This window comes from Paenibacillus sp. S-38 (assembly GCF_049942825.1).
Lineage (GTDB): Bacteria > Bacillota > Bacilli > Paenibacillales > NBRC-103111 > Paenibacillus_G.
Genome location: NZ_CP187970.1, coordinates 900255 through 922766 on the forward strand (window position 1 = coordinate 900255; position 22512 = coordinate 922766).

Consider the following 22512-nt stretch of genomic DNA (forward strand, 5'->3'; position numbering starts at 1 on the left):
CCGTTTGTTATAGGGCGGGTGCCTTTTTATGTAACGCAGGTGAGGGCTCGTGCGCCCCCGCGGCGGCTCATGCTTAGTCCGGCCGGTTGGCGCCAGCCTCTGTATGGGAATCCAGGTCCGTCTCTTTGCTGTCCGCGCTTTGATGCTGGCTGGAATAGAAGTTAATGATATCGTCGATGCTCGTGAAAAAGGCCTCGCTGTTCGAATTGGATGTAATCATGGTCCTGACCTCTCTTTCTGGTTGTGTCGATCCTTCAAGATGCCGGCAGTTCCTGCTCGCTTCCCTTCTTTATTTACACTTCTCTTCCAGTTTTGAAACAGGCTGGGGCTGAGCGCGGTTTCTTTACAGAATCCATACAATAGGCTGATGTCCCCTTAACATTGGCCCTCTATATTGTTAATCGTATGTATTCTATGGCCGCGCGCAGAAGGAGTGTTACTTATGGAACAGGACAAGTTTGGTATGCTGCAGGGAATGATGGAGAAGCTGGGTGACTCCACGATGGACCGCCGGGGATTTCTCCGGGCGACAGGCAAGGTGGCGGCGGTTTCGTTCGCTCTCACGCTGGCCGGGGCCTTGGGAGAGGCGCCGAAGGTCAGGGCGGAGGCACTCTTCAAAAGCTACCCGTTCACCCTGGGGATTGCCTCGGGGGATCCGCTTCCGGATGGCGTGGTTCTGTGGACGCGGCTGGCACCGGATCCGCTGAACGGCGGGGGGATGCCTTCCCATGACGTGCCCGTACGCTGGGAGGTGGCGACCGACAAGGATTTCCGCCATGTGGTCCGGCACGGCGTGGAGTTCGCAAGAGCGGCGCTGGCGCATTCGGTCCATGTGGAAGTGGACGGTCTGAAGCCGAACCACGTGTACTACTACCGCTTCCACGCCGGCAAGGAGCATAGTCCCGTAGGTCGGACGAAGACGCTTCCGCCTTACGGCAGCGCGGTGGCGGGAATGACCTTCGCTTTCGCTTCCTGTCAGAACTGGCAGGACGGATACTACACCGCTTACAAGCACATGAGCAAAGACAATCTGGACCTTGTGTTCCATCTCGGCGACTATATCTACGAAGGGGGCATCGGTACGGATAAGGTCCGCTCCCATAACAGTCCGGAGATCGTGACGCTGGAGGATTACCGGAACCGGTATGCCTTGTACAAATCGGATGCGGACCTGCGTGCCTCCCACGAGGCGTTCCCTTGGGTTGTCACCACGGACGATCATGAAGTGGAAAACAACTATGCGGGGCCAATCCCCGAGAAGGATCAGCCGATCGAGCCGTTCGTGCAGCGCCGGGCGGCGGCCTACCAGGCCTATTATGAGCACATGCCGCTTCGTCGTTCTTCGCTGCCGCACGGGGCGGAGATCCAGCTGTACCGCAGGCTCGCTTACGGCAATCTGGCGGAATTCAGCGTGCTGGATACCCGCCAATACCGTGATGACCAAGCCAATGGCGACGGCTCGAAGGAACCGAACGAGGCATCGATGGATCCGAACCGCACGCTGACGGGCACGGCGCAGGAGCAGTGGCTGCTGAAAGGGCTGGGCGCCTCCAGGGCCCGGTGGAACGTCATTGCGCAGCAGGTGTTTTTTGCGAAGCGGGATTTCAAGCAGGGGGACGGCGAGCTCCTCAGCATGGACGCGTGGGACGGCTATTCGGCTAACCGCGACCGGATCGTGAATTATATCCACAGCCATGGAGTCCGTAATGTGGTGGTGCTGACCGGTGACGTGCATGCGAATTTCGCCAATGAGATCAAAGCCGATTTCAGCGACCCGGCATCCCCGGTGGTCGGCGTGGAATTCGTGGGAACGTCGATCTCCTCGGGCGGAGACGGGGCGGACACGGCGTCCAGTACGGCAGCGGTGCTGGCCGAGAACCCGCACATCCGCTTCCACAACACCCAGCGCGGCTATGTCCGCTGCACGCTCACGCCGGAACGGTTCCAGGCGGATTACCTCGTGCTTCCTTATGTGAGCCGGCCGGATGCGCCGATCTCGACCCGGGTTTCGTTCCAGGTGGAAGCCGGCAGACCGGGATTGAAGAAAATTTACGACAGCGCTCTCGTGGTAACGGGCTGATCCTGCATCGTCTGCACGGTTGAATGTGTCTGCCCGGCATGGTTCACTTTCCCTCCCCTGTAGGTAATGACAGCATGTAAGCCAATTCGTGCTGCACCTTGAGGAGGAGTGGAAGGGATGAGCGAGCAGCGTGTACAAGGAAGAGTGGCCGTTGTGACCGGAGGCGCATCCGGGATCGGACGGGCCTCGGCCCTCCGGCTGGCGGAGCATGGGGCGAAGGTGTGTCTCCTGGACCGTTCGGTGGAAGAAGCGAATGAAGTGCGCGAAGCTATTGAACGTGCCGGAGGTGAGGCACTGGTGGTAGAATGCGATGTCTCACGTCCTGAGCACATCCGGGAGGGCATCGAACAAGCCGCTGCCCGGTGGGGCGGGCTCGATATCGTGTTCGCCAATGCGGGGGTGAACGGGACCGTCGCCCCGATCGAGACGATGGAGGTCGGCGGCTGGGATGAGACGATCGCCATCAATCTGCGGGGCACCTTTGCCACCGTCAAATATGCGATTCCCCATCTGAAGGAGAGGGGCGGCAGCATCGTGATCACGAGCTCCATCAACGGCAACCGCGTATTCTCCGGCTTCGGCTTCGGGGCCTACAGCACGACCAAGGCGGGGCAGGTGGCTTTCATGAAGATGGCCGCCCTGGAGCTGGCCCCCTTCAAAATCCGCGTCAACGCGGTTTGCCCGGGGGCCATCGAGACGAACATCGACCGCAATACCCACCCGGTGCCGGAGCTTGAAGAGATCCGGATTCCGGTGGAGTTTCCGGAAGGAGGACAGCCTCTCGAAGACGGGCCCGGCCGGCCGGAGCAGGTGGCCGATCTTGTCCTCTTCCTCGCTTCGGACGAAGCGAGCCATATTACAGGGACGGCCGTCTACATCGACGGCGCCGAATCCCTGCTGCACGGGTAACCTTCAGCGGTACGGACCTTCCCGGGTTTGTGCCGCTGTTTCTTTTTGTTATTTTTCAGCAAAGGTTCAGCCGGCACTCATCTCTCTTTCAGATTCGGTCGATACTATTGGGGAAGAATCCCAAGGGACAAGGAGAAGAAGGGAAGTGCCGGTATGGCCAAACATAATAAGGTATGGATCCCGGCGGTCATCGCGGTCATCGCCGGCCTCGTGCTCATCGCTTATTCGTTCTATGCCCAGAAGAGCGGCATTCGGCCGATGCCTCCGGGCGGGGGAGAGGGAATGCCTCCCCGGGAGGAGGAAGCGTTCGAACCCTTCAAGCTGATGGGAACGCTGTCGGTTGTGCTTGGGGGGATCAGCTTCATGTGGATGCGGTTCAAGAAAAAGCTTACGTCCACTTCGGGAGTAATCAAAAAGGCCGGCAGGCTGCTGTACCGTGTGCATCCATGGACAGGTTGGGCGGCGCTCGCGCTTGTATTGATTCACGGCGTGTATTATTTGTTCACGAAGCTCCAGGATCATGCGGTGTTCACTGGCTTGGCGGCTTTCGTCATTCTGCTGACTTTGGCCGGTTACGGGTGGTCCATCAAGCGGGCCCGGGGAGGGTATAAGCGGAAAGTTCACTTCTTCCTCAGTATCGCATGGATCCCTGCGCTGCTGCTTCACGCCGGAGGATCAGCGGTACTCACCGTGGTGGTCTCGGCTCTCGTGTGGATGCTCGTTCCGATGGTGGAGCGGTGGACCCAGTCCCGGGCTGCTTAAGCGGGGAGCCCAGTGGTATTGAGGAAGAGCGGAGTGGGAAAGGGAGTTCCGCCCATATCGTTTTGTATTACCCCAGAGGGCCTCAGGCAGGTCGGGGCTGAACCTTGGATATCCCTTTGCGCTGAAGAGCCGCTGCCAGGCGGCTCTTTTTCTGTTGTGCTGCAAGTGGTGCCTGATGGCAGGCCCTCAGGTCCCGGCGCGAAGGAGTTCCCCCAGCTCACGGATGCCCCTCTGCATGTCGGAGATCGGTGCATAGGCATAAGACAGCCTGAAGTAAGACCCGCACGAGGGGCCGTAGACATAGCCGGGGTTGAGGAGGAAGCCCTTCTTCAGCATGCGTTGAAAAAGGGGCTTGGCCCCCGACCGGGCCAGCAGCTTGGCCCAAATGTAGAAGCCGCCCTGGGGCGTGCTCCACTCGAGCAGGCCGCGGCAGTACTGCTCCAGCGCCTCCAGCATAGCACGGCGGCGGATGAGGAGCTGCTCCCTGACCCGGTGCAGATGCTCTTCGTAGAGGCCGCCGGCGAGGCATTCACGGGCCAGCGCCTGGGAGAGCGAGCTAGTGCCGTAGTCGGTCTGCATCTTGATGTCGGCGAGGCGCTCGACTACCGGCTGCGGACCGACGACCCAGCCGACCCGCAGGCCGGGCGAGAGCGTCTTGGACAGGCTTCCGATATAGAGGGTGATGCCTCCCGTATCCATCGACTTCATCGGCGGCGGAGGCGGGGCATCGAGCCACAGGTCGCGATAGACATCGTCTTCCAGCAGCGGGAGACCGCGTTCCCGGCAGAAGTGCAGCAGCTCGGTACGGCGGGGGGCCGACATGACGATGCCGGAAGGGTTATGGAAGGAGGGAATCGTATACACTACGGCGCCCTCGATGTCTTCTGTGTGTTCGGACAAGCGGTCGACGCTGAGGCCCTCCGCATCCATAGGGATGCCGACCATTCTTGTGTGGACGGCCGGCATGGCGTGGATGGAATGCAGGTACGACGGGTTCTCGAGGAAGACGGTCGAGCCCTGCCGAAGGAGCCCCATCGAGATCAGGTGCAGCGCCTGCAGGGCGCCGGAGACGATCAGGATCGACGATGGGGCAGCCGTGATGCCGTATCCCGCCAGGTGCCGGCTGACCTCGCTGCGCAGCTCGGGGGAGCCAAGCGGCTCCTCGTAGCCGCCGGGCACAGGCTGCCGGGCGAGGCGCTCCAGCAGGCGTTGGAGCATCCCGGCCGGGATCAGCTCCGGTGCCAGTTCTCCGGTGCCGAGCCGCACTACCGCAGGATCGGCTTCCGCCCGGTTGATCGCCTGGACGGCGGGGAGGTTCGGCATATGGATGCCCCGCCGGATGTAGGTGCTCCAGTCGAGAGGACGGGAGGGATTCGAATCGGCGGAGAGGGTGCTGCGCACCCGGGTGCCCGAGCCGGTGATTCCCTCCAGCAGCCCCTCGGCCTTGAGCTCCTCGAGAGCAGTGACGATCGTGCTCCGGTTGACGCCGAACTGCTCGGCGAGCTGCCGCTGCGCTGGGATCCGGGAGCCGGCCGTCCATTCGCCGGAGAGGATTCTCTCCTTCAGATGGCCGGCGATCTGTTGGAAGACGGGAATCCTCGAGGTTTTGTCGGGCTTCCAGTGGAGGCTGGCTTTCATAGGTAATCACCGTCAGCTTTCTTGGCCGGAATTGGTTGGGATGATTCTCCGGGATTGGTTGATGCCATTGTATCAACTTGCTCCTATGATGGAAAGGACGAACACACTTTAGCGACTTTCGGAGGGATCCACTTGGCTTTTGTTCATGGCGTACTGCTGGCATTCGGGCTGATTCTGCCGCTCGGTGTCCAGAATGTTTTTATCTTCAATCAGGGGGCGGTCCAGCCCCGGTTCGTGCGGGCGCTTCCTGCGGTGCTTACGGCGGCTCTCTGCGATATGCTGCTGATCCTGGCCGCGGTGCTCGGCGTATCGCTGCTGATCCTGACGCTCTCCTGGGTCAAGACCGCTCTCGTGCTGGCCGGCATCGTCTTCCTGCTCTATATGGGGCTGCTCACCTGGCGGACGCCGGCTGCCGTATCTGCTCCTGCTGCAGGCACCGAGGGGGAGATGCCGCCGCAGGAAGGGGGCGGGGCAGCAGCCGCTATGGCGATGCCTCCGCGCAGGCAGATGCTGTTCGCGGCATCCGTATCCCTGTTCAATCCGCATGCGATCCTGGATACCGTCGGGGTAATCGGCACGAGCTCTCTGCAGTATGCGGGGGTGGACAAGGTGCTGTTCGCTGCGGCGGCCATCGGCGTCTCGTTCGTGTGGTTTCTGCTGCTGGCCGGTGCCGGACGTCTGGCGGGACAGCTTCACGCTCCGCTGCTGCGCTATCTCAACCGGGCGTCCGCCCTGATTATGTGGGGAAGCGCCTGCTACCTGGGTTGGTCGCTCTTGTGACGTCTCTTGTAGGCAGAGGCCTGGGGGAAGGAAAACTCTTGTTGAGGGGGGTCGAATCCCCTATGATGAAGGTAGGCGGGCGGGATTTATTTTAACGAAGGTCAATTCGGGCAGGATTATCCCCGCTGCCGGATCGTTACCCTGAATCGGAAGAAGGAATCCTTATGCGTTCATATATTCAGCAGCCAGACGGGGTGTTCCCGTCGGTCTGCTCGCTTGACTGCCCGGACCAATGCGGGCTGCTCGTACATAAAAAAGACGGCCGCATCGTTAAGATCGAGGGCGACCCCTCCCATCCCGTCACCCAAGGGGCGATCTGCAACAAGGTCCGGCATATGGCTCACCGGATCTACGACGAGAAACGGCTGCAGTATCCGCTGAGACGGGTCGGCCGCAAGGGCGAGGGCCGCTTCGAGCGCATTACCTGGGATGAGGCGATCGATACGATTGTATCGAATTGGAAAAAGATCATTGCGGAGCAGGGCGCGGAGGCGATCCTGCCCTACAGCTTCTATGGGAATATGGGCCGGCTCGGGACGGAAGGCATGGACCGCCGGTTCTTCCACCGGCTGGGCGCCAGTCGGCTCCAGTACACGATCTGCCAGGCTGCAGGCACGGAAGGGTATAACTACACGATGGGCGGCGGCTTCGGGATCGATCCGGAGGATACGGTGCATGCCGAGCTCATCATCATGTGGGGGATCAACGCGGTCAGCACCAATATGCACCAGGTGGTGCTTGCGGAGAAAGCGCGCAAGAACGGGGCGAAGATCGTCGTGATCGACGTGCACAAGAACCAGACCGGCCGGTGGGCGGATTGGTTCATTCCGGTGCGGCCGGGAACCGATGCGGCGCTGGCGCTCGGGCTGATGCACATCCTGTTCGCCGAAGGGCTCACGGACGAGGCGTTCCTCGAGCGGTACACGGTGGGCCATGCGGAGCTCCGGGAGCATGTGCGCGCCTACGATCCGGTGACGGTGGCGGAGATTACCGGTGTGCCTGTGGAGGATCTATACCGCTTGGCGCGGATGTACGGCGGGACGAAGGCGTCGTTCCTGCGCATCGGCAACGGGCCGCAGCATCATGACAACGGCGGCATGTGCATCCGCACGATCGCCTGTCTGCCGGCGCTGACCGGCGCTTGGCTCTACCCCGGCGGGGGCGCGATCAAGGGCAATGGCTCCTACCTCGAGCACAACGCCCAGGCCCTGCAGCGCCCGGACCTGCTGCCGAAGCAGACCCGGCGCATCAACATGAACCTGCTCGGCAGCGCGCTGCTTGAGCTCGATCCGCCGGTCGCTTCGCTGTTCGTGTATAACTCCAACCCGGCCGTCGTGGCCCCGCATGCCAACAAGGTGCGGGAAGGGCTGGCGCGGGAGGATCTGTTCACCGTGGTGCATGAGCTCTTCCTGACGGAGACGGCCGCCTATGCCGATCTTGTGCTGCCGGCGACCTCGGCCTTTGAGAACACAGACTTCTACCGTTCCTACTGGCACCATTACGTGCAGATCCAGGAGCCGGTTATCGAGGCCCACGGGGAGAGCAAATCGAACGTGGAGGTGTTCCGGCTGCTGGCTGCGGCGATGGGCTTCGATGACGAGGCGCTGCGCGACACGGAAACGGATATGATCCGGCAGGCGCTCGACTATCCGCGCAACGAGGTGCTCGAAGGGATGACCTACGAGAAGCTGGCGGAGAAGCAGTTCCTCAAGGGGAAGGTGAAGCCGCTCTTCCCCGGCCGGCTGCATACGCCGAGCGGCAAGATCGAGCTCTACTCCAAGACGATGGAGCGCAGAGGCTACCCACCGCTGCCAACCTACATCCCGCTGCCGTCGGAGGAGGAAGGAGATCTGCCGTTCCTCTTCATCCCGGCGCCGAACCATAACTTCCTCAATTCGACGTTTGCCCACAATGACAAGCATGTGCGGATGGAGCGCGAGCCGAAGCTCCACATGAACGAAGCGGATGCGGCGGCACTTGGGATCGCAAGCGGCGACCGCGTGCGCGTGTGGAATGTGCGGGGCGAATGCGAGCTCACGGCAGCGGTGGGCACGGATGTGCTGCCCGGTGTGGCGGTCAGCCAAGGTTTGTGGGCTGACGGGGCGGATGGCAAAGCCCTCGTGAACGCGCTGACGCCGGACCGCGTGGCCGATATGGGAGGCGGAGCGGTGTTCTTCTCGGGCCGCGTGCGGATCGAGAAGTGCGCGGGGTAGAAGTGGAGGATGCTATCTGGGCCGCTCGGCGTGCTCGTCGGGCCGGGGTCTATGGGCCGATAGGGCGGATGGCAAAGCGCAATGAACGCGCTGATGCCGGATAGCCGAGTCAGGAGGGTGTGCTGGCCGTCCCGGCTGTCAGGCTAGGGCTTATTGGCGAAGCTAAAGTCGGCAAAGTGCTGACGCCGGATCGTGTGGCGCATAGGGTCGGTGGTAGCGGACTTTTTCTCTGGCGCGTGCGGATCGAGAAGCGTGACGGATAGCGGCGGAGGATGCCATGTGGGCCGCTCAGGCTGAAGGAGGTTAGCTTCTCCGAACGTGGAATCATCGGGACGTTAATGGCGTAAAGAGCCCGCGGCACAAAGGATTACTATCCTAAACCCTACATGGGCTTAACAGTTGCGCTGATTAAATAATATAGTGCACAAGTGAAGTCCGGTAACAAGACGATCACCGTTAACAACACATCACTGGAGACGACCTCACCCTGCCTGGTCAGGATATTCCCCTAGGAACTGCAGGTTTAATCGGAGGAATGGCTGTATCATCGCTTCTCCTTACAGATTTTGGAAGTATGTGAGGTGAGAGTGGGCTTTCCGCCGCACCATTTGAAATAGCGGAACTCAGATGCTTTATTTGGATATTTCCCATGATTTCCCGGCCAATAGCGGAACTCAGGTATCTTATTCGTCAATATCTCTGCTCCAAGCGGCTTTGGACATGGTAATAGCGAACTTCAGTTCCGCTATTTCAAAAATGTCCCCGCTGGAGAGGGGGATAGCGAACCTGAGTTCCGTTATTTTCTTTTGCCCGGAGTACTTGGCTTTAAGGGGCTCTTATCGAGCCGGCGGCCCATCCGGTGCGGGTGCTTTTTTGGCTGCCGTCCGGGGAGGGGCGGCCCCAATAACATACGCCGCTTGGTTTCTTGCAGAGCAGGTGCAGGGCATGCAAAATCCCCCGGATTATGCAATAATCCGGGGTGGCTGCGCCTGGTTGACTGATCCTGTGACTCGATGTTTGTGATTATTGCTTGCTCTTGCCTAACTGAGTCGGACTCTGAATAGGACGCGGTCAACGAGGCGGAGAGGTTCCGCCAGCCATGCCCGCTGCTCGACGAGTGCCACTACAGCCTGGAAACAAAAGTGCTGGGCTGCTGGGGTACGCTAGAATCTCCCGTATGGACGCCTTGATGGCTGTGGCTGGTTGTCCCATATGGTGGCGTGACAGCCCCGCATCATGCCCGCTGCTCGACGAGCCGCCACTACAGCCTGGAAACGAAAGTGCTGAGCTGCCGGGACATCGCTTCGATCTCCCGCATGGACGCCTCGATGCCGGCCGCCGAAGTGACCTGGCGCTGGCCGATGGTGTGAATCTCCCGAACGGTGCTCGAGATGCTGTCGGTCGTCTGCCGGATGTTGCTCAAGATGTCCTGGATCTTCTCCGCCGAGTCGATCGTATCAAGGGAGAGCTTGCGGATTTCGCTGGCGACGACCGCGAAGCCGCGGCCCATCTCACCGGCCCGGGCCGACTCAATGGAGGCGTTCAGCCCGAGCAGGTTGGTCTGCCCGGCCACGTGGCGGATGAAGGCGAGGACTTCGTCCGTCTTTTTGGCATCCTCGTTCGAGGTCTGGGACTGCGCAAGCAGCTGCTGGGAGATGCGGGCCAGCGAATCGGAATCCTGGGCGACCGAAGAGAGTCGCTCGGTGGCCTGCGCTAAGGTATCGGCCATCTGTCCTACGATGGTCATGAGTTCACTCTTGTTCGTTGTCATTCGGATCGCGTCCTCCCGGAGCGGATGAACCGGAACGCCCGAGCGTATTCCCGCAGGAACACGGACCAGGCCTGGCACACCCCGCCAATGATTTCTATCGGGAGTAGTATTTGGCGTTAGGTGAGATTTTAAACAGCGCCGCTCACCCGAGGCGGTCGGCCCGGATACCTGCAGCCGGCGGCTGGGCCGAGGTGGGTTGGCCCAGTTCAAGCGATGGGCGCAGCGAGAAGCCGCGCAGGTAATGGTATAGGGCGCCGAAGGCGACCCAGCCGCCGCCCATGAGCAGGGCGGAAGCGTCCAGCAGCGACAGCAGCCAGCCGATGAAGCCGGCGCCGATCAGCGGGAACAGCAAATATTGGCATGTTTGCAGCGGAGAGCGGAGCTTTTCCCGGATGTATTTTTGGCCGATGACGGACAGGTTGACGAAGATGAAGGCGGTGAGGGCGCCGAAGCTCACGAATTTGACGGCGGTCTCGAGCGAGATCACCAAGGCCAGCAGAGAGACCAGGGACACCAGGACAATGTTGGCGACCGTGTCTGGAACCGCGGGTGCAGGGAGCCGAAGAATCGGCGCGGCAGCGTAGTATCTCGCCCCATGACGAAGAGCAGGCGGGACACCGTGGTGAGGGAAGAGAGGCCCTGGGTGAAGATGGCCAGTACGAGCACGGTAATGAATAAGGAAGAGAGCTGTCCGTCTATGTGAACCCGGGAGATGAAGTGCACGCGGGACAGCTGATTGCGGGACTGCAAACCGAACTGGAAAGCGAGGGGGTTGCCTAATGGCGCAGCTGGAGATTCCTGAGGTACTAACGGCGGCATGGCTGCGGGAAAAATACAGGGCCCGCGAGCTGACACCGGAGTCGGTGTTGGCGGAGGTGGTGAAGCGGGCGGAGGCGGATGTCTCCATGAACATCTGGATCACGCCGCCATCGATGGAGACTCTCCGCCCCTATCTTGAACGTCTCGCGGAACTGGATCCGGAGTTCTATCCGCTGTGGGGCCTTCCCCTTCGCGGTTAAGGACAATATCGACGTTGCGGGCTTACCTACGACGGCCGCATGCTCCGAGTTCGCTTACACGCCGCATACGCATGCCGCCGTCGTCGAGCGGCTCGTGGCCGCGGGGGCCATCCCGCTCGGCAAGACGAACCTCGACCAGTTCGCCACGGGCCTGGTCGGCACGCGCAGCCCTTACGGCGAGACGCACAACGCGCTGCGCCCCGAGCTCATCAGCGGCGACTCCTCGTCCGGCTCGGCGGTGGCTGTGGCGCGCGGGCAGGCCGTCTTCGCCCTCGGCACGGACACGGCCGGTTCGGGCCGCGTGCCCGCTGCGCTGCACGGCCTTATCGGCTGGAAGCCGAGCCTTGGGGCCTGGCCGACGCTGGGCGCCGTGCCGGCTTGCGCGAGCCTCGACTGCGTGACCGTGTTCGCGCACAGCCTGGACGATGCGCTGCTCGTGGACCGTGCGGTACGCGGCGTCCATGACGCGGACCCCTGGTCCCACGAGCTGCCCGAGCCGCTGCCGGAGCTTCCTGCGAAGCTGGTCCTGCCGAAGGGCGAGCTTGGCTTCTACGGTCCCTTCGCAGAAGGGTACCGCACAGCCTGGGAGGCGGCACGGGAACGGGCACTCTCTCTCGGTCTGGCCGTAGAAGAGGTCGAGACGGAGCTCTTTGCCCGGGCGGCAGCGATCCTCTACGAAGGGCCTTGGGTGGCCGAACGCTGGGCGGACCTTGGGGACTTCGTGGAGTCCCATCCGGGCGCTTCCTTCCCGGTAACGGAGAAGATTCTGCGGACGGGGGCTTGCGCCGAATATGACGCCGCATCCGTCTTCCGGGCCATGCACCGGCTCCAGGCTTATAAGCTGGAAGCCCGGCGGCTGCTGAGGGATGCGGTGCTCCTGATGCCGACGGCCGGGGGGACCTGGACCCGCGACGAAGTCCGGGAGGACCCGGTGGGCACCAACCGCGACATGGGGCGCTACACGAACCACTGCAATCTGCTCGATCTGTGCGCGGTCGCTGTGCCGGCCGGCGAAGCGGAGGAGCGGACGCCGTTCGGCGTGACGCTGTTCGCGCTCGCCGAGAACGAAGGTTTGATTGCCGTGGCTGCTGAGGCGTTCCTGGCCGGCGGGGTGGGCAGTGTGCCGGGTGGTGTATCCGGCTTGGCTGCGGACAGCACGGGGGGCACCGGTGCGGGGGCGGAGCTGTCTGCCGGCGGGCCGCTTCCGGAGGCACGTCCCGGAACGACGCTGGTGGCCGTCTGCGGTCTCCATATGCGCGGCTTCCCGCTGGAGAAGCAGATGCTCGAATGCGGCGCCGTCTTCGTCCGCGAAATGTCCAGTGCGCCGAGATACCAGCTCGTGAAGCTGCCGACCGTACCGGCGAAGCCCGGGGATGATCAAGAAGCTGGCGGGCGGTGCTGCGGTACAGCTGGAGGTGTGGGAGATGCCTTTGGCGTCGTTTGGTTCCTTCGCAGCCGGGATTCCTGCCCCGCTCGGCATCGGCAAGGTGGAACTGGAGGACGGGACCGAGGTGCCGGGGTTCGTCTGCGAGGCCTATGCGGCAGCGGATGCCGAGGATATCACGGTCTCCGGTGGATGGCGCTTTGCGACGGCAGCCGGCTGAACCGGTTTGTTTTGGGGAATGACAGATTGCTCTGCGAAAAAGGATACGGAACTTCGATGAATGGAATGGCGGGATTCGGATCCAAGTCTGTATCCCTCGATGCCTCCGGCTGCGGCCGGGGGCTTTTTGGATAGAATTTATACTTGCGGGGACTCGAGTTTGCTCGTTCCGATCCGGACAAGGCCGTTCATGGAGGGGGGGCTGTCCCAGCTTCCCGGCCGTACCTGTGTCCGCACTCTTTGCCGGGCTGTTCGCCCGGGCGGTGCCTTTTGCTTCGAAACTTGCTACAATAAAGGGAATGAAAGCCGCGGCGCAAGGCAGGCGGCAGGATACAAAAGGAGAATGATTCAAGTGATGGACAGTACCCCGCACAATAGAGCGAACCTGGAAGAGCAGGCCCGCCGCACTCTGGCGTCGAACCCGGATGTGGTGTTCGGCGATGTGATGACGATGGAGATCCCGCCGGAGAACGCCCCGTTCTGGCTTCGCTTCACCTCGGAGTGGGGAGGGGCGCTGTACCTTCTCGACGAGACGAATGCCAAGCGGCGCGAGAGGGGGATGATCGCCGAGGAGGATTTTGAATACAACCGTCGCACCTACAGGCTCGGGCTGATCACGCTCAGCGGCCTGTACGACCGTCTAAAGGCGTGGCAGGAAGGCGGGGAGAAGGGGCGTCCGTTTGCGTATGCGATGAACAGCCTGGACTGCTATTTCGTGCCGGCCTATCTGGCGGATTACAGCCGTGTGCACGAGGCGGGCAAAGAGGTCTGCGACGCTTTTATAGCGGAGGTTATGCAGAGGCTTGGCGGCGGCGATGAAGGGCGCAGGGAATTCGAGGCCCTGGATGTGCTGGTGGGCGAGTATGTCCGCGGCATCCATTTGTATGCCCGGGGTCAATGACTTTTTCGGTAGGGCGGTCAGGTATGCAGGTGGGCGTAGCTCTCCCTTTGGGGAGTCTGAGTGGTTGTCCCAGTAATAGAGTATCCCTTTGGCGAAGGGGATGCTCTTTTTTTGTTTTGGGGTGAAGGGGAGGGCAGACAGGTATGCAGGTAGGAAAGGCTCTCCCTTTGGGTGAGTGTCTGACCGGTTGTCACATGAGAAGAGTGTTCCTTGGTGACGGGGGATGCTCTTTTTTTATGTGCTGCTGCCTAGGAGGGTAGTCGGAAACACGTTTGTCGAGTTAACTAATATAACGTAGGTTCATGATTTTTGTGGTCAATAAGAGGCTAATGTAAATTAGGTTTAAGATAAAGAAATCGCTTACCTCACTAATAAACGAACATTTAAATGAAATAATTAAAACATAGTTCGTATTTAATAAATAGTTAATATTATTAGGCCAAATTTTAAGCGAGAGCTATTGAAAAAGGTGAACAATTCCATTAGAGTAAAGGGTAAATATTGTTGTAATGTTACCTAACATATTTGTTGATTCGTCTAGTTTATTTCGCAAATATATAACATTCGTTGTCATTAAATTACTGCAAAGGAGATTCGATTCATGAAACAGCGACGCCCGGCCTTGTCTCTAGGATTGTCTACGCTCGCGATGGCCTCTTCCTTTATGGTGTGGAACGTATTCTCGCCGATCGCAGGCTCCCTGCGCGAAGCGTTCGGTCTTACCGCGCTGCAGCAGAGCGTATTGGTTGCCGCTCCCGTACTTCTGGGTTCGGTCATGCGTTTTCCGATGGGCATCTTCACGGACCGCCTCGGCGGGCGCAGGGTATTCACGGCGCTGCTGCTGTTTCTGGTTGTGCCGCTGCTGCTCACCCCCTTTGTCTCCTCCTATGCGACGCTTCTGCTTTCCGCCTTTCTGCTAGGGATGGCGGGCACGGCATTCTCCGTTTCGATGACCTACGTATCGAAGTGGTATCCGCCGCAGAAACAGGGGCTGGTGCTGGGTCTGGCGGGCCTTGGCAACCTGGGTGTCGCCCTGTCCAGCTTTCTTGTTCCGCTGGTGTACAGACAGTACGGTTTGCCCGGTGTTTTCTACGGTCTGGCTGGGGTGATTCTCCTTACCACCGCTCTCTTCCGCCTGGGTGCCGGAGAGCTTCCGCTTCCTGAGAAGCGGCAGACGATCCGGGAGTCTCTGCAGGTGCTGCGGTTCCGGGCCACGTGGCTGTTGTCTCTGTATTATTTCCTGACATTCGGCGGGTTCGTGGCCTTCAGCGTATACCTTCCGACGCTGCTGCGAGAGCTGTTCGGGCTGGCGGCTGCCGACGCGGGACTGGCGACGGCGGGCTTTGTCGCCGCGGCGACGTTCATCCGGCCTCTCGGCGGGTACCTTGCGGACCGGATCGGTTCGCGGCAGGTGCTGCTGGGTGTGTTCGCCGGGATCACGGGCGCCGCACTGCTGCTGGCTTTTTCGCTCGCGGACTTTGGCATCTTCGCTGCCGGCTGTCTGCTGGCGGGTCTCTGCTTTGGGCTCGGGAACGGGGCGGTGTTCAAAATGGTGCCGGAGATCGCTCCCGGACATACCGGGGCGGTAACCGGGGTTGTGGGCGCGGCCGGAGGCGTAGGCGGCTTCTTTCCCCCGATTGTTCTCGGCCTGCTGCGGGACGGCGGTGGCACCTATATGCCGGGCTTTCTTCTGCTGGCGGTGTTCGCATGTATTTGCCTGTGGCTGAACGGTGCGGCGCGCCGGGCTAAGGGGAGCAAACCGGCGAAGGTATCGGCGGCCTGAACGGATGTATTCCTTCGGGATTTTACAATAGAGAAGAACGGATAGAGAAAACGAAATCAGAACGGATAACGGGAGGCGGAGGAAGATGAGTAAACCGAAAATTGTGCTGGTCGGCGGCGGGATGGCCGGTGTGCGGTGTCTGGAGGAGATTCTGAAGCTGGCTCCGGGGCGTTTTGACATGACGGTGATCGGCAGCGAGCCCCACCCGAACTACAACCGGATTCTGCTCTCCAAGGTGCTGCAGGGCGATACGCGGGTCGAGGATATTACGCTGAACAGCCGCGACTGGTTCGAGGAGAACGGCATCCGGCTCATCACGGGAGAGACTGTGGTTCAGGCGGATACGAAGCGCAGACGCATCCTGACGGACAAAGGCCGGACGGCGGAGTACGATTACCTCATCCTGGCTACAGGCTCGCTGCCCTTCATGCTGCCGATTCCGGGCGCGGCGAAGCAGGGCGTGACGGCCTTCCGGGATATCGAAGACTGCCGGCGCATGATCGAGGCGGCCAAGACATGCCGCAAGGCCGTAGTCATCGGCGGCGGCCTGCTCGGATTGGAAGCGGCGCGCGGTCTGCTCAATCTCGGGATGGAAGTCGACGTGGTCCACCTCAATCCGTACCTGATGGAGCGGCAGCTCGACCCTACGGCCTCCCGGATGCTGAAGAAGGAGCTGGAAGGACAGGGCATGCGCTTCCTGCTCGAGAAGTCGTCCCAAGAGATACTCGGCAGCGAGCGTGTGACGGGACTTCGGTTCACGGACGGCACCCAGACGGCGGCCGATCTGATCGTCATGGCGGTCGGGATACGGCCGAATGTGGGTCTGGCCAAAGACAGCGGCATCGAGACGGGCCGCGGCATACTTGTCAATGACTACATGGAGACCGGCACGCCGGGCGTCTATGCGGTCGGCGAATGTGCGGAGCACCGCGGCGTGGTTTACGGGCTCGTAGCCCCGCTCTATGAACAGGGGAAGGTGCTGGCGCAGCGGATCTGCGGCACGGCTTCCGAAGCGGGGTACCAGGGTTCTACGCTCGCGACCCAGCTCAAGGTATCCGGTGTCGAGGTATTCTCCGCCGGCGACATCGCCGATACGGACGAGACGGAGTCCCTCCAGCACTATGACGGCATCCGGGGCGTGTACCGCAAAATCTGGGTGCGCGGCCGGAAGATCACCGGTGCGGTGCTGTATGGCGATGCGAGCGAAGGCACCAAGCTGCTCGGGTACATCAAGCAGGGGGCGGATGTGTCCGTACTGGACGAGAAGCCTGCCGCAGGCGCGGCGGACGGACAGGAGGAGTATCTCTGCGCGATGGCCGACAGCGAGACGGTGTGCTCCTGCAACGGGGTAACCAAGGGCGGCATCGTCCGGGCCGTGCGCGAGAACGGGCTCGAGACGTTCGAGGAGGTGCGCAGCTGCACGAAGGCGTCCAGCTCCTGCGGCGGCTGCAAGCCGCTCGTCTCGGCGCTGCTCGCTTACACGCTGGCGAATGCGGAAGCGCCCGGGGCCGAAGCGCAGCCGGTCTGCGGCTGCACGGACCTGAGCCGGGAGGCGCTGCGCGAAGCGGTCACGGCGCAGACCTGGCCATCGGCTGCCGAGGCGATGAAGGCGCTCGGCTGGCGGACGCCGGACGGCTGCGCGGACTGCCGCCCGGCTGTGCGCTACTACGCTGGACTTGGGCAGCCGGCTGCGGCCGAAGTGCCTGCCGCAGGGAGGCTCGCGGACGGCACCTATGCCGTCATCCCGCGCCTGTACGGCGGGCAGGCCGGAGCGAAGGAGCTGCGGCGCATCGCGGAGGCGATGGAACGCCACGGCATCGCACGCGCCAAGCTTTCCGGCGACGGTCAGCTTCAGCTGCTGGGCGTTGCGGCGGCGAAGGTGCGCGAGGTGGCCTCGGACCTGAAGATGCCGACGGTCGTATCCGCGTCGGGTCTGGCGGTCGGCTCCGTCACCTCCTGCCCGGGGCTCGGGTATGACCCGTCCGCGATGCAGGACTCGGCGGGGATGGCCGCGGCTCTCGAGGAGGCCGTGGAAGGCTTGCAGCTTCCGGCAAGGGTGCGCATCGCCGTATCCGGCAGCCCGCTGCACCGCGCGGAGACGCTGACCCGGGATCTCGGCCTCGCCGGCACCCCTGACGGCTGGGAGATCTATGCCGGGGGCAGCGCCCAGGCGCAGGTGAAGAGCGGCCAGCTGCTCTGCACGGAGAGCAGCGGGGAGCGGGCGGTGGAGATCGCGGCCGCTTTCCTGCAGTGGTACCGGGAAGAGGCTTACTACGGCGAGACAACCGGGGAGTGGGTGGAGCGGATCGGGCTGCTCCCGCTAAGGGAGGGTCTCTTCCATCCGGAACGCCGCAGCGAGCTCATCCAGCGGCTGCTCGAAGAGCGGCTGCGGGCTGCCGCTGCGGAAGCGCGGCATACGAATATGCGGAATGAAGCCGCAGTAGGCAGGTGATCCCAGTGAAACCTATCGGACCGATAATGGAAGCGGGGAAGAGCACTCTTCCCCTGGTGATGGATACGCAGTGCCCGTTCTGCAGCGTGCAGTGCAAAATGAGGATTACCGGGGAGTTCGACGGCCGGCGGATGAACTATACGGTAGAAGGACAGCCGAATGCGGCCTCGGAAGGACGGCTCTGCGTCAAGGGGATGAATGCCTACCAGCATGCGCTGAGCAGCGAGCGCATCCAGCATCCGATGCGCCGGCAGCCGGACGGCACCTTCGTGCGCATTACGTGGAAGGAGGCGTATGGGGAGATTGCCCGCCGCTTCTACGGGATTCAGCGCGGCTTCGGCAGCGATGCCGTCGGGGTGTATGGAGGCGGATCCCTGACGAACGAAACGGCCTACCTGCTCGGCAAGTTCGCCCGGCTTGCGCTCCGGACCAAGTACATCGATTATAATGGCCGGTTCTGTATGTCCGCGGCGGCCTCGGCGGGGAACAAGGCGCTCGGCATCGACCGGGGGCTGACAAACCCGCTGTCGGATATTCCGCTGGCGAAGTGCATCATCCTGGCGGGTACCAATATAGCGGAATGCCAGCCGACTCTGATGCCTTACTTTACAAGGGCGAAGGAGCAGGGGGCGTTCATCATCGCCATCGACCCGAGGGAGACGGCGACGACCAAGATGGCCGATCTGCACCTGCAGGTGAAGCCGGGCATGGATGCCGCCTTGGCCAACGGCCTGCTCAAAGTGATCCTCGAGGAGGGCTTGACGGACCCGGCCTTCGTCGAGGAACGGACCCGGGGCTTCTCCGAACTGAGGGCGCATCTGGAAGCGGTCGACCTCGGGGGGATCACCGGGATGACCGGGGTTCCGGAGGAGCTCATCCGCCGAGCCGCTTCGGCTTACGGCCGGGCGCCTACGGGCATGGTGTTCACCGCCAGGGGCGTAGAGCAGCAGACGGACGGCTACATGGCAGTCCGCAACTTCCTGAACCTGGTGCTCGTCACCGGCAAGATCGGCCGTTCGGGCTGCGGCTACGGCGCCGTGACCGGCCAGGGCAACGGACAGGGGGGACGCGAGCACGGCCAGAAGGCGGACCAGCTGCCGGGCTACCGGCTCATCGAGAATGAGGCCGACCGGGCCTATGTCGCCGGCGTGTGGGGCGTCGATCCTTCCGAGCTGCCCGGCAAGGGCGTCTCGGCTTACGAAATGATGGAGAAGGTGCATGCCGGGGAGATCCGGGCCCTGTTCCTGATGGGCTCGAACCCGATCGTCTCCAATCCCAATGCCGTCTTTGTGGAAGAGGGGCTGAAGAAGCTCGACTTCCTGGTTGTGGCGGATATGCTCATGTCCGAAACCGCCAAGATGGCGGACATCCTCCTGCCGGCATCGGCGTATCTCGAGAACGAGGGCACTCTGACCAACCTGGAAGGCCGTGTCCTTCTAAGGGAGGCCGCCCGTGAGATGCCGGGAGAGGTGCAGCACGACTGGCAGATCCTCTGCGGGCTGGCCGCGGAGCTGGGCAGGGGCCGGTATTTCGGCTTCAGCTCGGCGGAGGAGATCTTTGATGAACTCCGTCACGCGTCCCGCGGCGGCCTTGCCGATTACTACGGCATCACCTATGATCGGCTGCGCCGGGAGGGCGGCATCTATTGGCCGTGTCCTTCGACGGAGGAAGCGAGTACGGGACGCCTCTTCGAGCACGCCTTCGCCCATGGGGACGGTCGGGCGGAGCTTATTGCGGTGGACAGCCGCTTCCCTGTGGAGACCGTCTGTGAGGAGTATCCTTTGTACCTGACGACAGGACGGGTGCTGACTCATTATCTGACGGGGGTGCAGACGCGCAGAAGTCCCTCGCTTGCCGCCCGGGAGATCGAATCGTTCGCGGAGCTTCACCCCCGCACGGCCCGCCGCTTCGGGATCGGGGAGGGGGTGCTGATTGTCCTCGCATCGCGCAGGGGCACCATAGCCGCGCGCGCGCGGCTGAATGCCGGAATCCGCGAGGACACGGTCTTCGTGCCGATGCACTGGGGAGACGGCCAGAACGTGAACCGGCTGACCCATCCGGCACTCGATCCGGTCTGCCGCATGCCGGGCTTCAAGGTCTGCGCCGTACGTCTTGAGCCCCTCGTGGTGGGGCGTGCTGATGATCTGTAAGACCTGGCTTGACAAGGATTCGTTTGCTGCAGCAAAGGGCCTCAGGCCGTACCTGGAACTTGTTCCGGTACGGCCTTTTTGCATAACCGAATAAGTGTACATTTGCCATGCAATCGGATCCGCCATGGCGTTACGAACCTGAGCTTGGATGGACATCGAAGCGGTGTATTCTAGGTACGTGCGAAAGCCTTTCTTGGGAACATTTTCGCCCAAGATTTCTGCGGACATTCCGCGGATTTCTTGCTATACTAAAGTGAATGTTTACATTTCATTAATAAAGAAGAATGTGGTGAAGATAAATATGGGGGAACTGCATTTGGCAATCCTTAATCTCGGACGGAAAGCCTCCGCACTCGGGCGGAAAGCGTCCTACAGGATGCGCCTTTTTTTCGGTGCGTTCTGGATTGTATTTTTGGTGGAGCTGTTAAGCCGCGGCCGCTGGGAGAAGGCATTCGGATGGACGTTCCAATCGCTGCCGGCTCTGGTGCTTAATACGCTGGCCGTCTTCGGGTTCCTGCTGCTGCTCACGGCGCTTACGGCCAGTATCCGGTTATCGTTCTGGCTGGTCGCCACGTTCTGTCTGGCGCTGGGGTTGATCAGCGGCATCAAGCTGGATATCCTTGGCGTTCCGCTGCTGCCGTGGGACCTGCTCTTGACGAGCGAATCCTCGGATATGGTGCAGTATATCAAGGGGCTGCTCAGCTTTACGATCATTTCGGGGCTGGTCGTATTCATCGGACTAAGCATTCTCCTGCTCTACAAGCTCCCGAAGCTTGCCATGTCCATCAGCTGGAAGCAGCGGCTGACCATGGGCGCTGTTTCTCTCTTGCTGCTGAGCTCCATCTATACCGATGGCATGGCTTCGCTTAAGAAATGGGCGAACATCCAGAATATCGCCTGGGACCAGTCGGTCAATGTGGAGACGAACGGTTTCCTGCTGTCGACGATTATGAACCTCAAGTTCCTGTTCCTGGCACAGCCCGAAGGCTATGATGCGGACAAAGTCCGCGCGCTGGCTTCCTCCCATGTTCCTGCTGCAGGGGGCGCAGTCAAGCCCAATGTCATTGTGGTGCTGAGCGAATCGTTCTGGGATGCCACGCAGATCCAGGGCGTCCAGTTCAGCCACGACCCGATTCCGTTCTATCATGAGCTTGCGAAGAAATACTCCAGCGGCACGATGCTGTCTCCACAGTACGGCGGAGGAACGGCGAATGTGGAATTCGAGGTGCTCACGGGCAACTCGATGCGCTTCCTGCCTCCGGGCTCGGTTCCGTATAACCAGTATGTCGATAAGGGGATCGATTCCCTGGCTTCCATTCTGGCGCGCCAGGATTACGCCTCGACGGCCATCAACCCGTTCCACAGCTGGTTCTACAGCAGCAAGAAGGTCTATAAGAACTTTGGCTTCTCCAAATATATCTCGCAGGAATTCTTCGAGCCGGATTATGAAGGGCCTTATTTGGCCGACCGTCAGGTTGCGAAGCAGATTATTGATGCCTCCGAGCGCAGTGAGGGTCCTGATTTTATTTTTGCCAATACGATGGAGAATCATTACCATTATTACCCGGGGAAATTCAAAGAAAACACGATTCAGGTAACGGGGGTTACGGGGGAAGCCCAAGGGCTCCTGGAGACGTATGCCCAGGGGCTGACCGGTGCGGACGATATGCTGAAGCGGCTGGTGACGCACTATGAGAGCACGAAGGAGCCGACGATTATCGTATTCTTCGGGGACCACCTGCCGAGTCTTGGGGACAATTACAAGGCATATAAGGACTCGGGGTACCTTCAGGAGAACGACCCGGATTCCTTGAATAAGCTGTACCGTGTGCCGCTGCTTGTCTGGAACAACTACCTGCCGGAACACAAAGATGAGCTGAACCTGAGCCCTTCGTTCCTCGGACCTTATCTCCTGAAGCTGGCGGAGCGGCCGGGGACGTATTATACGGACTATCTATACCAGCTGTACCAGAAGACGCCGGTGATCCCGCCGAGCAACTATTACGCTCAGATGGGGATTGACGCGGCGGATCTGAAGACGTACGAGAATCTGCAGTATGATATTCTTTTCGGGGAGCAGTACGGGTATGCAGAGACGAAGACGGTGGTCAAGGATGAGCATTATCTCCTTGGTCCCGGCCCGATGAAGATTGACGGGGTGCGCAGCGAAACGACGGGGAATACCACCGTGCTCACCGTAACCGGCGAGGATCTTCCGAAGACGAGCGTGCTCGAGGTCAACGGGAAGACCGTCACGACCCATTGGAGCGAGGAGCAATCGGCGCTGCAGGCGGAAGTCCCGTTGGAGACGCTGGACGAGAAGAAGCCCTGCAAGGTCAAGGTGCTCGTCAAGGACTCCAAGGATAAGCTGGTCGCCTCATCGAATGAATACGATTATGCGGCCTTGGCCGTTAGCGGCACTGCCGCACCGTAACCCAAAAGAACGAATGT

15 protein-coding genes and 1 pseudogene are annotated in these 22512 nt (G+C 61.3%); 11 read left to right on the forward strand and 5 right to left on the reverse strand.

Features of this window, described 5'->3' with window-relative positions; all coding sequences use genetic code 11:
* Positions 1 to 73 precede the first annotated feature (73 nt).
* Entirely contained in the window at positions 74 to 220 is a 147-nt protein-coding gene (locus ACP26L_RS04295; RefSeq protein WP_013914587.1) for a hypothetical protein, read from the reverse strand.
* A 222-nt stretch (positions 221 to 442) separates the two neighbouring features.
* Between ACP26L_RS04295 and ACP26L_RS04300 the strand changes: the two genes are divergently transcribed.
* The 3 genes from ACP26L_RS04300 (at position 443) to ACP26L_RS04310 (ending at position 3751) form a co-directional block, all read left to right on the forward strand.
* Positions 443 to 2080, forward strand: a complete 1638-nt coding sequence (locus ACP26L_RS04300) for an alkaline phosphatase D family protein (RefSeq protein WP_426451339.1) — start codon at positions 443 to 445, stop codon at positions 2078 to 2080.
* Between the two features lie 117 nt (positions 2081 to 2197).
* Positions 2198 to 2989, forward strand: coding sequence for an SDR family oxidoreductase (locus ACP26L_RS04305; RefSeq protein WP_426451340.1), 792 nt, complete (start codon positions 2198 to 2200; stop codon positions 2987 to 2989).
* A 153-nt stretch (positions 2990 to 3142) separates the two neighbouring features.
* Complete coding sequence (locus ACP26L_RS04310; protein ID WP_426451341.1) at positions 3143 to 3751, forward strand: hypothetical protein; 609 nt, start codon at positions 3143 to 3145, stop codon at positions 3749 to 3751.
* 186 nt (positions 3752 to 3937) lie between these two features.
* On the opposite strand, the gene ACP26L_RS04315 is transcribed toward ACP26L_RS04310, so the two are convergent.
* Positions 3938 to 5389, reverse strand: coding sequence for a PLP-dependent aminotransferase family protein (locus ACP26L_RS04315; protein WP_426451342.1), 1452 nt, complete (start codon positions 5387 to 5389; stop codon positions 3938 to 3940).
* A gap of 132 nt (positions 5390 to 5521) precedes the next feature.
* Between ACP26L_RS04315 and ACP26L_RS04320 the strand changes: the two genes are divergently transcribed.
* Together ACP26L_RS04320 and ACP26L_RS04325 are read left to right on the forward strand one after the other, a co-directional pair.
* Positions 5522 to 6169: a LysE/ArgO family amino acid transporter gene (locus tag ACP26L_RS04320; protein WP_426451343.1), complete on the forward strand. Its 648-nt coding sequence runs from the start codon at positions 5522 to 5524 to the stop codon at positions 6167 to 6169.
* 164 nt (positions 6170 to 6333) lie between these two features.
* Positions 6334 to 8382 carry a molybdopterin-containing oxidoreductase family protein gene (locus ACP26L_RS04325; RefSeq protein ID WP_426451344.1) on the forward strand — a complete coding sequence of 683 codons (2049 nt, stop codon included), beginning with the start codon at positions 6334 to 6336 and terminating at the stop codon, positions 8380 to 8382.
* Between the two features lie 1261 nt (positions 8383 to 9643).
* On the opposite strand, the gene ACP26L_RS04330 is transcribed toward ACP26L_RS04325, so the two are convergent.
* The 3 genes from ACP26L_RS04330 to ACP26L_RS04340 all read right to left on the reverse strand — a co-directional run bounded on the left by ACP26L_RS04330 (position 9644) and on the right by ACP26L_RS04340 (position 10903).
* Positions 9644 to 10153, reverse strand: coding sequence for a methyl-accepting chemotaxis protein (locus tag ACP26L_RS04330; RefSeq protein ID WP_426451345.1), 510 nt, complete (start codon positions 10151 to 10153; stop codon positions 9644 to 9646).
* Between the two features lie 142 nt (positions 10154 to 10295).
* Complete coding sequence (locus ACP26L_RS04335) at positions 10296 to 10667, reverse strand: hypothetical protein (protein WP_426451346.1); 372 nt, start codon at positions 10665 to 10667, stop codon at positions 10296 to 10298.
* A complete protein-coding gene (locus ACP26L_RS04340) occupies positions 10637 to 10903 on the reverse strand; it encodes a hypothetical protein (protein WP_426451347.1) in 267 nt (88 codons plus the stop codon). Before ACP26L_RS04340 ends, ACP26L_RS04335 begins: the two co-directional genes overlap by 31 nt.
* 29 nt (positions 10904 to 10932) lie before the next feature.
* Here ACP26L_RS04340 and atzF point away from each other — a divergent pair.
* From atzF to ACP26L_RS04370, 6 genes and pseudogenes are all read left to right on the forward strand, one after another.
* A pseudogene (atzF, locus tag ACP26L_RS04345) lies at positions 10933 to 12776 on the forward strand (allophanate hydrolase).
* Between the two features lie 342 nt (positions 12777 to 13118).
* Positions 13119 to 13676, forward strand: coding sequence for a hypothetical protein (locus ACP26L_RS04350; protein ID WP_426451348.1), 558 nt, complete (start codon positions 13119 to 13121; stop codon positions 13674 to 13676).
* A 601-nt stretch (positions 13677 to 14277) separates the two neighbouring features.
* Positions 14278 to 15459 carry an MFS transporter gene (locus ACP26L_RS04355; RefSeq protein ID WP_426451349.1) on the forward strand — a complete coding sequence of 394 codons (1182 nt, stop codon included), beginning with the start codon at positions 14278 to 14280 and terminating at the stop codon, positions 15457 to 15459.
* Between the two features lie 85 nt (positions 15460 to 15544).
* Entirely contained in the window at positions 15545 to 17911 is a 2367-nt protein-coding gene (nirB, locus tag ACP26L_RS04360; RefSeq protein WP_426451350.1) for a nitrite reductase large subunit NirB, read from the forward strand.
* A gap of 59 nt (positions 17912 to 17970) precedes the next feature.
* Positions 17971 to 20061 carry an assimilatory nitrate reductase catalytic subunit NasC gene (gene nasC / locus ACP26L_RS04365; protein WP_426454811.1) on the forward strand — a complete coding sequence of 697 codons (2091 nt, stop codon included), beginning with the start codon at positions 17971 to 17973 and terminating at the stop codon, positions 20059 to 20061.
* 415 nt (positions 20062 to 20476) lie between these two features.
* Positions 20477 to 22495, forward strand: a complete 2019-nt coding sequence (locus ACP26L_RS04370; RefSeq protein WP_426451351.1) for an LTA synthase family protein — start codon at positions 20477 to 20479, stop codon at positions 22493 to 22495.
* The last annotated feature ends 17 nt before the right edge of the window (positions 22496 to 22512 follow it).

What these genes read in the sequence shown, in the direction of transcription:
- ACP26L_RS04295 (WP_013914587.1), bottom strand. Translation starts at nt 220, where the DNA reads ATGATTACATCCAATTCGAACAGCGAGGCCTTTTTCACGAGCATCGAC.
- ACP26L_RS04300 (WP_426451339.1), top strand. Translation starts at nt 443, where the DNA reads ATGGAACAGGACAAGTTTGGTATGCTGCAGGGAATGATGGAGAAGCTG.
- ACP26L_RS04305 (WP_426451340.1), top strand. Translation starts at nt 2,198, where the DNA reads ATGAGCGAGCAGCGTGTACAAGGAAGAGTGGCCGTTGTGACCGGAGGC.
- ACP26L_RS04310 (WP_426451341.1), top strand. Translation starts at nt 3,143, where the DNA reads ATGGCCAAACATAATAAGGTATGGATCCCGGCGGTCATCGCGGTCATC.
- ACP26L_RS04315 (WP_426451342.1), bottom strand. Translation starts at nt 5,389, where the DNA reads ATGAAAGCCAGCCTCCACTGGAAGCCCGACAAAACCTCGAGGATTCCC.
- ACP26L_RS04325 (WP_426451344.1), top strand. Translation starts at nt 6,334, where the DNA reads ATGCGTTCATATATTCAGCAGCCAGACGGGGTGTTCCCGTCGGTCTGC.
- ACP26L_RS04330 (WP_426451345.1), bottom strand. Translation starts at nt 10,153, where the DNA reads ATGACAACGAACAAGAGTGAACTCATGACCATCGTAGGACAGATGGCC.
- ACP26L_RS04350 (WP_426451348.1), top strand. Translation starts at nt 13,119, where the DNA reads ATGATTCAAGTGATGGACAGTACCCCGCACAATAGAGCGAACCTGGAA.
- ACP26L_RS04355 (WP_426451349.1), top strand. Translation starts at nt 14,278, where the DNA reads ATGAAACAGCGACGCCCGGCCTTGTCTCTAGGATTGTCTACGCTCGCG.
- nirB (WP_426451350.1), top strand. Translation starts at nt 15,545, where the DNA reads ATGAGTAAACCGAAAATTGTGCTGGTCGGCGGCGGGATGGCCGGTGTG.
- nasC (WP_426454811.1), top strand. Translation starts at nt 17,971, where the DNA reads ATGGATACGCAGTGCCCGTTCTGCAGCGTGCAGTGCAAAATGAGGATT.